Here is a 12,884-nt window from a genome sequence, read left to right as displayed (position 1 = left end):
GGCTGAACGGAGGTGGGGGTGCCGGCCTCGATGGCCACCAGGATACCCCTCTGCGTCCTCCGCGCCTCTGCGCGAACCCGAAAACCTCCGCGTCTCCGCGCCTCCGCGCGAACCCACTTTCTTCGCGCCGTCGCGGCTTCGCGCGAACGAAAAAGCGCCACCCCGCCCCGCCCTTGCCTTTTGACCAAGCCACAGCTACATCGCGTGCCCATCCGAACAGCGCGGACGGACCTTTCGTCGCAGGCCCCCTGGGGCAGGCGACGGCGGACCCATGCCCCGCTGACAGTAATTTCAACGCAGGTGCGGGAACGGCACGAGTGGCGAAGACGACCCCCATCGAATTCATCAACCAGGTCAAGACCGAAACCAAGAAGGTCGTCTGGCCGACGCGGCGCGAAACGGTGATGACCGGCGTGATGGTGGTCGTGATGACCACGATCCTGGCCATCTTCTTCCTGGCGGTCGACTCGTTCTTCGAGACGCTGGTCCGCACCCTGCTGTCGCTCGCGAAGTAAAAGGTTTCCCATGGCGCGCTGGTACATCATCCACGCTTATTCCGGTTTCGAGGGCAAGGTCCGCGACTCGATCATGGCCGAGGCGACCCGTCTGGGTCTCGACCATCTCGTCGCGCAGATCGAAGTTCCGACCGAAACCGTGACCGAGGCCCGCCGCGGCAAGAAGATCGCGGTCGAGCGCAAGTTCATGCCCGGTTACGTGCTGGCCAAGCTCGACATGAACGACCAGGTCTATCACCTCGTCAAGAACACGCCGAAGGTCACCGGCTTCCTGGGCGCGATGGGCAAGCCGCAGGCGATCAGCGAAAGCGAAGCCACGCGGATGCTGAATTCCAAGGAAGAAGCCGCCGCCGCCCCGAAGCACAAGGTCAAGGTCGATTACGAGATCGGCGACGCGGTCAAGGTGCTGGAAGGCCCCTTCGCCAGCTTCAACGGCGTGGTCGAGGAACTGGATTTCGACAAGTCCAAGGTCAAGGTGTCGGTGTCGATCTTCGGTCGCGCCACCCCGGTGGAACTGGATTTCGAGCAGGTCGAACGCTCGAAGTAAGCCCTGCTAGATCGACGGAACGGGGGCCGGGGCGGCAACGCCACCGGCCCTTTTTGTATCGGGCCTCCTGCTCCCCTTCCCAAACCTCCGTTCAGGCTGAGCGAAGTCGAAGCCCCCGCCCCCCGCCGCGCGCGAATCCCGCGCACTTCGACGTCGGCGCGATGCGCCGAAGTTCATCCTGCACGGCTGGCTTGCCAGCCAGCCGAAGGTCTCGGTGCGAACGGATGGTCGGCCTAGATCGAAGAAGCCGCTCTTTACAGCTTCGCGCTGTCCGCCACCTGTCGGAACGCGGCCACGCCCGCGTCGAAATAGTGCAGCCTCGGCGCCTCGAAGGTGATGAGGTACAGCTTGCCGTCGATCATCGCCGCTCGCCCCTCTCCCTTGCGCGGCAGGTCCTCATGCGGCCGCGTGAAGCTGTAGGTGAAACGGATCCCCGGCTTGCCCGCAAAGGCCATCGGCTCCATCCCGTCGACGCTGAACAGCGGCGTCTCCAGCGCGATGCGATAGCTGTTCTCGACCAAGGTCGGAATGTCGGTCACCAGCATCGTCGCCTTGACGCGCGGCAGCGGCTTGGTGCGCTTGCTGACCTCGCGGAACAGAGTCCGCTCGGGTTCGATGCCGCCGTAAAAGGTCAGGTCGTTCAGCGCATCGCCGTCGAAGGTCCATGTCTCCGAGTTGCGCCCAGGTCGCTCGCCCAGCTTGTTCCATTCGACCGACGGCGTGACCGTCAGCGTCGACTTGGCGACCGTCACCGCCTGTCCCGCCGCGATCAGCCGGTTGCCAGCCGCCACCGGCGCGGCGACCAGCGCCAGCCCCATCATCGCGATCCTGAAAGTCTTCACTGCACGCCCCCTTCCCCGATCAACATCGCCATCGCCGCCCGGTCGCTCGCCTGCGGCGCCCGCTCCAGATAGGTCTTCAACGCCGCGCGCCCGGCCTCCACCTGCTGCCCCCGTAGCAAGGACAGGCCGAGGCCACGCCAGGCGATCGGGTCGGTACAGCCCGCATCGATCGCCTGCTGATAAAATTGCGCGGCGCTGACCAGATCGCGCGGATTGCCCCGCTCCCGGTACAATTCCCCGCGCGTCACCAGCAGTTCGGGCGTCCATTGTCCGCTCGCCAGTTCGCCGAGCAGATATTCCGATCCGCCGAAATCGTTCAGCTTGATCTGGTCGGCCAGAAACGTCGCGCGCAAGGGCTGCATGGCCGTCTGGAAGCTCTCGCGCGCATCGTCGCCGCTCTCGCCATCCTGGCCCGCCGCATCGCGCAGATAGGTCGCACGGGTCAGCTCGGTCGGATGGTCGGCGAAGAAGCCCGCCGAATAGCGATGGGTGACATGCCGCTTGCGCCCCAGCGCGGTGGCATCCTCCTCCGCCATGATCCGTTCCCAGATCCGCGACGCCGCTCGTGGGCGATAGCCCGCCGCCTTCAGATAGCGCAGGCCCATCAGGTCGGCCTCGGTCTCCTGCCCCCGGCTGTACGCGAAATGCAGCCGGATCAGGCTGACCGGCAACAGGCTATAGGGGGCCGCCACTCCGGCCCAGGCGATGATGTCGCCGATGGTCCGGCGCTGGCGAAAGCTGGCGAGCGAATGGCGCATCTCGAAATGCCCGAATTCATGCCCCAGCACCGCCGCCAGCTCCGCCTCGTCGCGCAGGCGCAGCAACGTGCCGGTCCACACGACCATCATTCCGTTGGGAGCCATGAAGGCGTTGAAATAGGGAGCTCGCACCACATAGATGCGCACGCCCCGGCAGCGATCCTCGCCCACCGAGCGGCACAGCACCCGGCTCATATAGGCGTTCAGCGCCGCATCCCGGATCACGACGGGCGAGTCGCGCAGGTCGCGCTCCGCCTCGTCCGCCTGTTGCCACAGCCCGCGTTCGTCGACCGTCGTCGGCGTATAGGCGGCCTGATAGGGTGGCGGTGGGGCCAGTCTGTCGGACGCACCCGTGCCCATGGCCGCGCCGGCGAGCGCGGCGGCGATCATCCATGCGTTCATCACCCTGCCCTATCGCGCGGCGATCGAAGTCGGGGCTGAGGTGGCGGCTTCGGACGGCTTGCCCGGGAAACCTTCCAGCAACTGGGCGACGCGCTTGCTCGCGCCCTCGGGCGTGCGGACGTCGCCGCCCATGGCGAGATCGGCGTTCAGCCAGACCAGATCGCCGGTCTTCAGGTCGATCAGCCCGGCAAAGCCCTTGTGCACCCCGGAACTCACCCCGACGCCAGCCACCCCGGCGGCGAAGATTTGGAGCAGCTTGCGCCCGGTCGATCCGAAATGATCCTCGGTGGTGACGAACAGGGCATAGTCCGCCCCCTCCAGACCCGGCAGCTTCGCGATCTCGGGCCCGATCGACCAGAGGAAGCTGTCGTCGCGCTTCTTGGTGGGCAGGCGGTTGCCCGGGAAGAACTGATAGGTGATGACCGAATCGGCCAGCGCGGTGAACAGCGCGCGATATTCGTGAGCCGCCGCCGCCCCCTGCCCCGTCGGCTCGACATAGCTGACGACGCGGTTGCCCAGCCTGCCTTGCGCCTCGGCCAGCGCCTTCCCCAGATTCTCGCGGGCCTGGTCGGTCCAGTCGGCATTGGGTTCATAGGAGCCGCCGGTCGATTGCGACCCCGCCTGAATCTCGGGCCGCATCAGGACGATGGTGGCGGTGCCGGGTGCCAGCGTGAAACCCGGCCGGTTGCCGGTCTTTTCCTGTGCCGCCAACGGCGCGGCGACCAGCATCAGCGCCGCCGCCAGGGCGAGCGTGCCCGTGATCCTTCGCATGTGTCGAACCCCCGTTCAACCGATGGCGGATCTGGCCACTCCCCCGGCCGGATCGTCCATCCTACAGGCAGTCTGACATGGCCGGATCGGCCCTGACAAGCGAATTGCTTCGCTTGCGTCGCACGCCGTTTTCCGCTATCGGCCCGCGCTTCCCTAGCATCATGCGACGGAACCCTTGCGGGAGGGTGCGCTGGCCTATGCCTTCGTGCCCGTCACGACCGCTAGACTTGAAATGAGAGTGACATGGCAAAGAAGATTACCGGCTATATCAAGCTGCAGGTTCCTGCAGGCGCCGCCAACCCCTCGCCGCCGATCGGCCCGGCGCTGGGTCAGCGCGGTGTGAACATCATGGAATTCTGCAAGGCGTTCAACGCGCAGACCGGCGAAGTCGAGAAGGGCACCCCGCTGCCCACCGTCATCACCGTCTATGCCGACCGTTCGTTCTCGTTCGAGACGAAGACCGCGCCTGCGACCTACCTCATCAAGAAGGCCGCCAACCTGAAGTCGGGCTCGAAGGAGCCGGGCAAGGTATCGGCGGGCAAGATCGCGCGCTCGAAGCTCGCGGAAATCGCCCAGGTCAAGATGAAGGATCTGAACGCCAACGACATCGAGGCTGCGACCAAGATCATCGAAGGCTCCGCCCGCGCGATGGGCCTCGAAGTGGTGGAGGGCTGATATCATGGCGAAGCTGACCAAGAAGCAGAAGGCGATCCAGATCGACGCCGAGAAGCTGCACGGCATCGACGAAGCGATCTCGCTGGCGCGCACCAACGCGACCTCGAAGTTCGACGAGACGATCGAAGTCGCCGTCAACCTGGGCGTTGACCCGCGCCACGCCGACCAGATGGTCCGCGGCGTCGTCACCCTGCCCAAGGGCACCGGCAAGACCGTCCGCGTCGGCGTGTTCGCCAAGGGCGCGAAGGCCGACGAAGCGCGTGCCGCTGGCGCCGACGTCGTGGGTGCCGAAGACCTGATGGAAACCATCCAGGGCGGCACCATCGACTTCGACCGCTGCATCGCGACCCCGGACATGATGGGCGTCGTCGGTCGCCTCGGCAAGGTGCTGGGCCCCAAGGGCCTGATGCCGAACCCGAAGCTGGGCACCGTGACCATGAACGTCGCCGAAGCCGTCAAGGCGGCCAAGGGCGGTCAGGTCGAGTATCGTGTCGAGAAGGCCGGCATCATCCACTCGGGCATCGGCAAGGCGTCGTTCCCGGCGGAAGACCTGCGCGCGAACTTCGACGCGCTGGTCGATGCGCTGATCAAGGCCAAGCCGTCGGGCGCGAAGGGCAAGTATGTCCGCAAGGTCGCCGTCTCGTCGACGATGGGCCGCGGCATCAAGGTGAACGTCTCGGAAATCCCGGGCGCGTAATCCGCCGCTGCCGAAAGGCTGAGAAATTGGGGGTCGGAACCATGGTTCCGGCCCCTTTTTCTTTGGGGTTCGGCGTCGGGCCTTTGTCCCTCCACCGCCGGACTGCGCCCGGCGGCCTCCAAGTACAGCTTGGGGAAAATTTCGACAGAACCATTCCTCCCCATCTCCGATGGGGAGGGGGACCGCGCCCGTCAGGGCGTGGTGGAGGGGCGTTGCCCTGCCCTCGATCCATGCCCCGCGTGAGGCGATGTTCCGCTTTGCCCCGGCCAAGACGAAGACGAACTGGGGTCAATCAACATTGATCCATTCCTCCCCTTGCAGGGGAGGTGGCAGGCCGTCAGGCCTGACGGAGGGGTGTCGCGCTATCGATAGGGGGACACCCCTCCACCATGCTACGCATGGTCCCCCTCCCCTGTAAGGGGAGGAAAGATGGTCCTTCCGCCCGAATGTCGATCGGCTCACGAATTGACCACTTCGTCGGTCCGGCAAGCCCCTCCACCACCGCGCTGCGCCCGGCGGTCCCCCTCCCCAAGCAAGCTTGGGGAGGATTGGGGCGACATCACGCCGGGTCGGGCAAACTCCCCTCGACCAGCTCGCGACCCGACAGGACGAGCGGCACCCCGATCGCATCACGCGCGCGGGCGGGCAGCGTCACCTCCAGCGCGTCGCCGGTGCGGCGGAAGGGCAGCGGAGTCGTATCGCCGAACAACGTCACCCGCGACACCTCGCCGCGTCCGATCGTGTTGCCCGTCGCGAACAGCGTCAGCCGCGCCACGCCGTCCTCGGGCCAGCCGAGCAGCAGCGCATGGACCTGATCGCCCTTGCGGACATAGCGGATGTCCCTGGCGCCATATTTGGACTTTTGCGACTCGCTGAACATGCCGCCGCCGCCCATACCCGGCCCTTCGCCGAAGACGCGCCACGGCCGCGAGCCATGGATCGCCCCGCCATAGCGGCCCATCCAGGCGGCGATGCCCTCGACGATCGCTTCCTCCTTCTCGTCGATCGTCCCGTCGCCGCGCATCGGCACGTTGAGCAGCAGATTGCCGTTCTTCGACACGACATCGCACAGCGTATGGATCACCGTGGCGGCGCTCTTGTAACCGTCACGCTCGTAGAGTGCCCGGTCGTAATGCCAGTTGCCGATACAGGTATCGGTCTGCCACGGATAGGTCTCGATATAGGTCTTGCCGCCGCGCTCCACATCGTCGACCAGCGCCATGCGGCGGTGCGCGGGCGTGGTCTTGGCGGTCAGCACGCCCTCCAGCCGCCCGCCATGCCAGCGGCGATTGGCGTTGTAATAATAGGCCGCCATGTCGAGCCCGGTCTGCTCCAGCGGCAGGTCGATATCGTCGAAATAGAGCAGGTCGGGCTGGTAATTGTCGATCAGTTCGCGACAGCGCCGCGCCCAGCCTTCGACATAGTCGGGGCGGTTGGGCGGACGCCCCTCGGTCCACATGCTGTCGTTGCGATCGTGAAAGGCCTGTGCCTCGGTCCGGTTGGTGATGCCGTCGGGCATGGGCATGATCGGACCGTTGTAGAGAAGCTGCGGGTCCAGCCCCTCCCACCAGGTACCCCGCCCGTCCGCCGTCCGTCGCCACGCGGCGTCATAGCGCCTGCCCTGCATCGGTCCTTCCGGATCGTAACCATAAGCGGGCTGGTACCAGTGCCAGCTATGCGCGCCGTGGTTCGACACGCCGAAGCGCAGCCCCCGCGCCCGCGCGAGCTTCGCCCAGGTGCCGACGATATCGCGCTTGGGGCCGATCCGGGTGGTATTCCACGGATGCGACGAGGCGAAGGTGTCGATATTGTCGTGGTGATTGGCGAGCGCGACAAAATATTTGGCACCCGCGCGAGTATAGAGGTCGAGCAAGTGTTCGGGGTTCCAGCGCTCCGCCTTCCACTGGCCCGCCACGTCGAGAAAACCGACCTTGCTGGGATGGCCGTATTTCTTGATATGGGCATTATAGGCGCGCGAGCCCTGGATATACATGTCGCGGGCATACCAGTCGCCCTCCTCCGGCACGCATTGCGGCCCCCAATGCGCCCACATCCCGAACTTGGCGTCGCGATACCAGTCGGGCGCGCTGTAACCGGCGGATAGGGATGCCCAGTCCGGCGTGAAGGGACGGTCCTGCGCCGCCGCCATGCCGGCGGCTCCCGCTGGAGAGGACAGCGCCGTCGACGCGCCCGCCATTCCGACCGCCCCCAACAGATCGCGCCGATTGACCTTCATCCCGCCCTCCCGTCACACCCGCAGCACTGCCGGTCTTGTCGGAGTTAAGCTGTCATTCCGTTCGCTGCCATGCAAGCATTTTCATAAGCGATATGCAGAATTCGCCTGTGATAACGGCGATGACCAGCCGAGGATAAACGATGCGACCGGACATGGCAATTTGGTTAGTCCAAATTCATCACCGCAAAGCGGCCAGCGCTTCGTCGCGCGCAGGGATCGCACCCGGCCGCATCACCGTCCAGCCCGCCAGCAAATGCCCCCGAACCGCTGCCTCCTCCGGCGACGCCCCATCGAGCCGCGCGCCCAGATATCCGGCGTTGAAGGCATCGCCCGCCCCGCTGGTATCGCGCGGCGACAGGCGCTCGGGCGGGGGAACGACACCGACGCCGCCGAGCAGACAGCCTTCCGCGCCGAGCTTCACCACGACTTCCTCGGCACCGAGCCCCTGCCACTGCGCCTGCACCTCCACCGCCGAGGCCGCGCCATTCAGCATCGCCTCGTCCTCCAGCGTGGGCAGGCCGATGTCGCAGACCGCAATGGCGCGGCGGCACAGATGCTGCGCCTCCTGCTGGTCGCGGAACAAGCGCGGGCGGTAATTGCCGTCAAACGCGACCCGGCCACCCCGCGCCCGCACGCGACCGGCCAGCGCGATCAACCGATCGCGTCCCTCGTCATCCAGAATGGCCATCGTGATCAGCGAGAAGAGCAACAGATCGGTCTGCTCCGCCGCGGCCATCACCGCTTCCGCACCGGGCAGGGACAGGGTCCGCCGCGCCGCGCTCTCTCCGCGCCAATAGGCGAAGCTGCGCTCGCCATTCGCATCGGTCGCGATGGCGTACAGCCCCGGCATCCGCATGGGGTCGCGCTGGATCAGCGAGGTGTCGACCCCCTCGGCCGCCCAGTCGCTCAGCAATCCGGCACTGAACGCATCCTCGCCCAGCGCCGTGACATAGCGCACGTCCCGCCCCATCCGCGCCAGATGGATCGCGGTGTTCAGCGTGTCGCCGCCATGGCCGAGCCGCCACAGATCGCCCCCCGCGCGCGACAGCTCGACCATTCCTTCGCCGACGATCACGATCCGCATCGATATTCTCTCCTACAGGCCCATGGCGCCACAGCCGCCCTATAGTGGCAAGGCCAAAATTTGTAACTGGTCAACCAGACCGGGCGATGCTACCGCGAACGCGGAAAAACCAGGGTTCGGGACGGGGATGACGGCGTGTTGATGATCCAGTCTATGCGGTGGTTCGGCCCCGCCGATCCCATCCCCTTGTCCCATATCCGCCAGGCAGGTGCCACGGAAGTCGTGACCGCGCTGCACGAGATTCCCAACGGCGTGGTCTGGCCGCGCGAGGCGATCGCGGAGCGGCGCGCAATGATCGCGGCGGCGGGGCTCGGCTGGTCGACGGTCGAGAGCCTGCCCGTCCATGACGCGATCAAGCGCGGCGAACTGACGGACGAACTGGTCCGGGCCTATGGCGACAGCTTGCGCAACCTCGCGGCCGAGGGCATCCGCACCGTCACCTATAATTTCATGCCGCTGCTCGACTGGACTCGGACCGATCTGGACTGGCGGCTGCCCGACGGCGCGACTGCCCTGCGCTTCGAATGGGCAGCGGTCGCGGCCTATGACATCCATATGCTGCGCCGTCCGGGGGCGGAGGCGGATTATTCGGACAGCGTCCGCGCCGCCGCCGCCCGGCGCTTCGCCACGATGAGCCCGGAAGAGCGCCACCGGCTGGAGCGCACGATCATCGCCGGCCTGCCGGGCAGCGAAGAGAGCTTCGACTCGCCCGCCTTTCTCCGCGCGATCCACAGCTATGCCGGGATCGATGCCGATGCGCTGCGCGCCAACCATATCGCCTTCCTGCGCGCGGTCTGCCCGATCGCGGAAGAGGTCGGCATCACGCTGGTCGTTCATCCCGACGATCCCCCCTTCCCCATTTTCGGCCTGCCGCGCGTCGTCAGCACCGCGGAGGATCTGGACCATCTCTACGCCGCCGTGCCGTCGATGGCGAACGGGCTGTGCTTCTGTACGGGCTCGTTCGGCGCGCGGCCCGACAACGACCTGCCCGCCATGGTCCGCCGCTTCGCCGACCGGATCGACTTCCTCCACCTCCGCTCGGTCGGCTGGGAAGAGGGCGAGCGCAACTTCCAGGAGGCCGAGCATCTGGGCGGCAGCGCCCGGATGACCGAGGTCATGCGCGCGATCGTCGAGATTTCACACGACCGGGGTCGTTCGATCGTGATGCGGCCCGACCATGGCCATCGGATGATGGACGACCTTCATCGCACCTCCAATCCGGGCTATTCGCTGCTAGGTCGGATGCGGGGTATGGCCGAGTTGCGCGGGCTGGAGCGCGGGATCGTGCATATGCTGGGCCTCGACAAGACGGTGGCGCGCGCCGAACTGGAGTTGACCGCATGACCCGTCCGCTGGCGCTGCACCCCGACCGGCTGTTCCCCGCCGATCCGACGACACGCGGGATCGCCCGGACGCTGTACGCCGAGATCGCCGACCTGCCGATCATCAGCCCGCACGGCCACACCGATCCGCGCTGGTTCGCGACCGACGAGCCGTGGCGCGACGCCAGCGACCTGCTGCTCGCGCCCGATCATTATGTCTTTAGGATGCTCTACAGCCAGGGCATCGCGCTCGACGATCTGGCCATCCCCCATCGCGGCGGCCGCCCCGCCACCGATCCGCGTACGGCGTGGCGGCTGTTCGCGGCGAACTATCACCTGTTCCGGGGCACCCCGTCGCGGATGTGGCTGGACCATGTCTTTGCCGAAGTGTTCGGCTTCGATGTAGCGCTGGAGGAGGCGACCGCCGACCGCTATTTCGATGCGATCGGCGAGGCGCTGGCCACCCCCACCTTCCGCCCGCGTGCGCTGTTCGAGCGGTTCCGCATCGAATGCCTGGCGACGACCGAAGGCGCCGACGATCCGCTGGTCCATCACCAGGCGATCCAGGCGTCTGGCTGGCAGGGTCGCGTCATCACCACCTATCGCCCCGACAGCGTGATCGATGTCGAGCATGAGCAGTTTACGGCTGCGATGCAGCGCTTCGCCGAGTTGACCGGCGGGGACGTGTATAGCTGGTCGGGCTATCTCGCCGCCCATGCCAAGCGCCGCGCCGCCTTCCGCGCTTTGGGTGCGACCGCGACCGATCATGGCCACCCGACGGCGGCGACCGCGAACCTGTCGACGGCGGAATGCGAGGCGCTGTTCGCGCGCATCGTCGGCGGTAGCTGGACGCCCGCTGATGCGGAACTCTTCCGCGCGCAGATGCTGACCGAGATGGCGAAGATGAGCGTCGCGGACGGCATGACGATGCAGATCCATCCCGGATCCTACCGCAACCACAATGCGGGGCTGTTCGCCAGCCATGGTCGCGACAAGGGCGCGGACATGCCGATGCGCACCGATTATGTCCATGCGCTCAAGCCCATGCTCGACGTGGTCGGCAATGAGCGCGACCTGACCATCATCCTCTTCACGCTGGACGAGAGTGTCTATGCGCGCGAACTGGCGCCGCTGGCCGGGCACTACCCTTGCCTGAAGCTGGGCCCCGCCTGGTGGTTCCATGACAGCCCGGAGGGGATGCGCCGTTTCCGCGAGATGACGACCGAGACGGCGGGCTTCTACAACACGGTCGGGTTCAACGACGACACCCGCGCCTTCCTGTCGATCCCGGCGCGGCATGACGTGGCGCGGCGGGTCGATTGCGGCTTCCTGGCGCGTCTCGTCGCCGAGCATCGGCTGGAGGAGGACGAAGCGGTGGAGCTGGCCCATGCGCTGACCAACGGTCTGGTCCGCTCGGCGTACCGCTTGTGACCCGGCTGAACGAAGCGACCGCCGCCGCCCTGCCCGCCTCCGTCGTGCGGCCCGGTTACGACCGGGCGGGCCAGCGGATCGGCATCGTGCATCTCGGCTTGGGCGCGTTCCACCGGGCGCATCAGGCGGTCTATACCGATGATGCGATGGCGGCGGGCGATCGCGACTGGGCGATCGCGGGCGCATCGCTGCGTTCGGGCGGCGTGCATGACCAGATGGCGCCGCAGGACGGGCTCTATACCGTCACGGAACGCTCCAGCGAGGGAGAGTCCGTCCGCCTGATCGGCGCGATCCGCGAGGTGACGGTCGCGGCTAGGGCGCCCGAGCGGCTGGCGGCATTGCTGGCCTCGGCCGATACGCGGATCGTGACGCTGACCGTGACCGAGAAGGGCTATTGGCGGCGGCCCGATGGCGCGACCGATCTGGCTGGGATCGTCGCGGACGGGAACAGCATCTATCACCATCTCGCTCAAGCCGTGGTCGCGCGTCAGGCGGCCGGGCTGGGGCCGCTGACGCTGGTGAGCTGCGACAATCTGCCCGACAATGGCCGGGTGCTGCGCGCCGGGGTGGCCGCGTTCCTCGACCATCGGGGTCAGGATGCCGCGCGCGACTGGTTCGAGCGGGACTGGCGCTGTCCCAATACCATGGTCGACCGGATCGTCCCCGCCGTCACCGATGCCGACCGCGCGCGCGTGGAAGCGATGCTGGGCATGCGCGACGAGGCCGCCGTCATCACCGAGCCCTATCGCCAATGGGTCATCGAGGACGATTTCGCCGGCGACCGCCCCCGCTGGGACATCGGCGGTGCGCAGTTCGTCGCCGATGTCGCGCCCTATGAGACCGCGAAGCTGCGCATGCTCAACGGCGCGCATTCGGCGCTCGCCTATCTGGGGCTGGAGCGGGGGCATCAGTTCGTCCACCAGGCGGTCGCCGACCCTGCGATCCGCCCGATGGTGGAAGCATTGATGCGCGACGAGGCGGCGACCAGCTTTACCGCCGCCGAAGGGCAGGCGCTCGGCCCCTATGCCGATGCGCTGCTCGCCCGCTTCGCCAATGTCACGCTGGAGCATCGCCTGTCGCAGATCGCCAGCGACGGATCGCAAAAGGTGGGGCCGCGCTGGCTGTCCGCGCTCGCGGCGCATGGCGGTGACGCGCCCGCGACGCTGACCGCGCTGGCCGCGTGGCTGCGCTTCATCCGCACGGGGCATGATGCGTCGCCCGATCCTCGCCGGGCGGAACTGGCCGGACTATGGGCACAGGGCGATGCGGCATCGGTCGTGGATGCGCTGTTCGGGCCGGGCGGCTCGATGGCGAGCCAATGGCAGCCGACCGAAGCGCAGCGCGCGGCGTTGGTCCGCCAGATCACCCTATAAATTCCTCCCCTGCAAGGGGAGGTGGCAGTCCGCAGGACTGACGGAGGGGTGTCACCGCTCGCGTCCATGCCCCTCCGCCACCGCTTCGCGGCGGTCCCCCCTCCCCAAGCAGAGCTTGGGGAGGAATTGGCGGGATTACTGCCCGTCCTTGGGCGCGTCTTCCGCAGAGGCGTCGCCGGGCGTGCGCTCGACGCGGGAGGTCATGCCGGTGGCCGAGGCATCGTCCATCAT

The 12,884-nt window shown here is 67.0% G+C and carries 12 protein-coding genes; 7 read left to right on the top strand and 5 right to left on the bottom strand.

Features of this window, described 5'->3' with window-relative positions; genetic code table 11:
• Positions 1 to 317: 317 nt before the first annotated feature.
• Complete coding sequence (gene secE / locus OXQ33_RS07255; RefSeq protein WP_058715474.1) at positions 318 to 515, top strand: preprotein translocase subunit SecE; 198 nt, start codon at positions 318 to 320, stop codon at positions 513 to 515.
• Positions 516 to 525: 10 nt separating this feature from the next.
• Entirely contained in the window at positions 526 to 1,062 is a 537-nt protein-coding gene (gene nusG / locus OXQ33_RS07250) for a transcription termination/antitermination protein NusG (protein WP_007407052.1), read from the top strand.
• Positions 1,063 to 1,316: 254 nt separating this feature from the next.
• Here the strand turns inward: nusG and OXQ33_RS07245 are convergent, their stop codons facing one another.
• From OXQ33_RS07245 to OXQ33_RS07235, 3 genes are read right to left on the bottom strand one after another with little or no spacing between them, the layout of a single operon-like run.
• Positions 1,317 to 1,904 (bottom strand): hypothetical protein, encoded by a 588-nt coding sequence (locus tag OXQ33_RS07245; RefSeq protein ID WP_267434021.1) that lies wholly within the window; start codon positions 1,902 to 1,904, stop codon positions 1,317 to 1,319.
• A complete protein-coding gene (locus tag OXQ33_RS07240) occupies positions 1,901 to 3,064 on the bottom strand; it encodes a M48 family metallopeptidase (protein ID WP_267434020.1) in 1,164 nt (387 codons plus the stop codon). Before OXQ33_RS07240 ends, OXQ33_RS07245 begins: the two co-directional genes overlap by 4 nt.
• A 9-nt stretch (positions 3,065 to 3,073) precedes the next feature.
• Entirely contained in the window at positions 3,074 to 3,835 is a 762-nt protein-coding gene (locus OXQ33_RS07235) for a hypothetical protein (protein ID WP_267434019.1), read from the bottom strand.
• Positions 3,836 to 4,078: 243 nt separating this feature from the next.
• On the opposite strand from OXQ33_RS07235, the gene rplK reads away from it, so the two are divergent.
• Together rplK and rplA are read left to right on the top strand one after the other, a co-directional pair.
• A complete protein-coding gene (gene rplK / locus OXQ33_RS07230) occupies positions 4,079 to 4,510 on the top strand; it encodes a 50S ribosomal protein L11 (RefSeq protein WP_007407063.1) in 432 nt (143 codons plus the stop codon).
• Between the two features lie 4 nt (positions 4,511 to 4,514).
• Complete coding sequence (rplA, locus tag OXQ33_RS07225; RefSeq protein ID WP_267434018.1) at positions 4,515 to 5,207, top strand: 50S ribosomal protein L1; 693 nt, start codon at positions 4,515 to 4,517, stop codon at positions 5,205 to 5,207.
• Between the two features lie 559 nt (positions 5,208 to 5,766).
• On the opposite strand, the gene OXQ33_RS07220 is transcribed toward rplA, so the two are convergent.
• Both OXQ33_RS07220 and OXQ33_RS07215 read right to left on the bottom strand, forming a co-directional pair.
• Positions 5,767 to 7,443: an alpha-L-fucosidase gene (locus OXQ33_RS07220; protein WP_267434017.1), complete on the bottom strand. Its 1,677-nt coding sequence runs from the start codon at positions 7,441 to 7,443 to the stop codon at positions 5,767 to 5,769.
• A 178-nt stretch (positions 7,444 to 7,621) separates the two neighbouring features.
• Positions 7,622 to 8,527: a sugar kinase gene (locus tag OXQ33_RS07215; protein ID WP_267434016.1), complete on the bottom strand. Its 906-nt coding sequence runs from the start codon at positions 8,525 to 8,527 to the stop codon at positions 7,622 to 7,624.
• A gap of 141 nt (positions 8,528 to 8,668) precedes the next feature.
• Here OXQ33_RS07215 and uxuA point away from each other — a divergent pair, with 141 nt between their 5' ends.
• From uxuA to OXQ33_RS07200, 3 genes are read left to right on the top strand one after another with little or no spacing between them, the layout of a single operon-like run.
• Complete coding sequence (gene uxuA / locus OXQ33_RS07210) at positions 8,669 to 9,871, top strand: mannonate dehydratase (protein ID WP_267434015.1); 1,203 nt, start codon at positions 8,669 to 8,671, stop codon at positions 9,869 to 9,871.
• Positions 9,868 to 11,280 (top strand): glucuronate isomerase, encoded by a 1,413-nt coding sequence (gene uxaC, locus OXQ33_RS07205; protein ID WP_267434014.1) that lies wholly within the window; start codon positions 9,868 to 9,870, stop codon positions 11,278 to 11,280. The genes uxuA and uxaC overlap by 4 nt, the downstream gene beginning before the upstream one ends.
• Positions 11,277 to 12,653, top strand: coding sequence for a mannitol dehydrogenase family protein (locus OXQ33_RS07200; protein WP_267434013.1), 1,377 nt, complete (start codon positions 11,277 to 11,279; stop codon positions 12,651 to 12,653). The genes uxaC and OXQ33_RS07200 overlap by 4 nt, the downstream gene beginning before the upstream one ends.
• The last annotated feature ends 231 nt before the right edge of the window (positions 12,654 to 12,884 follow it).

The organism is Sphingomonas sp. GM_Shp_1 (assembly GCF_026540895.1).
GTDB lineage: Bacteria > Pseudomonadota > Alphaproteobacteria > Sphingomonadales > Sphingomonadaceae > Sphingomonas.
Note: the sequence above shows the minus strand (reverse complement) of the source record. Positions and strands in the feature narration are given on the sequence as shown.

Excerpts from the sequence above, each read along its gene's own strand:
- rplA (WP_267434018.1), top strand. The coding sequence starts at position 4,515 with ATGGCGAAGCTGACCAAGAAGCAGAAGGCGATCCAGATCGACGCCGAG.
- nusG (WP_007407052.1), top strand. The coding sequence starts at position 526 with ATGGCGCGCTGGTACATCATCCACGCTTATTCCGGTTTCGAGGGCAAG.
- OXQ33_RS07220 (WP_267434017.1), bottom strand. The coding sequence starts at position 7,443 with ATGAAGGTCAATCGGCGCGATCTGTTGGGGGCGGTCGGAATGGCGGGC.
- uxuA (WP_267434015.1), top strand. The coding sequence starts at position 8,669 with ATGATCCAGTCTATGCGGTGGTTCGGCCCCGCCGATCCCATCCCCTTG.
- uxaC (WP_267434014.1), top strand. The coding sequence starts at position 9,868 with ATGACCCGTCCGCTGGCGCTGCACCCCGACCGGCTGTTCCCCGCCGAT.
- OXQ33_RS07235 (WP_267434019.1), bottom strand. The coding sequence starts at position 3,835 with ATGCGAAGGATCACGGGCACGCTCGCCCTGGCGGCGGCGCTGATGCTG.
- OXQ33_RS07215 (WP_267434016.1), bottom strand. The coding sequence starts at position 8,527 with ATGCGGATCGTGATCGTCGGCGAAGGAATGGTCGAGCTGTCGCGCGCG.
- OXQ33_RS07240 (WP_267434020.1), bottom strand. The coding sequence starts at position 3,064 with ATGAACGCATGGATGATCGCCGCCGCGCTCGCCGGCGCGGCCATGGGC.
- rplK (WP_007407063.1), top strand. The coding sequence starts at position 4,079 with ATGGCAAAGAAGATTACCGGCTATATCAAGCTGCAGGTTCCTGCAGGC.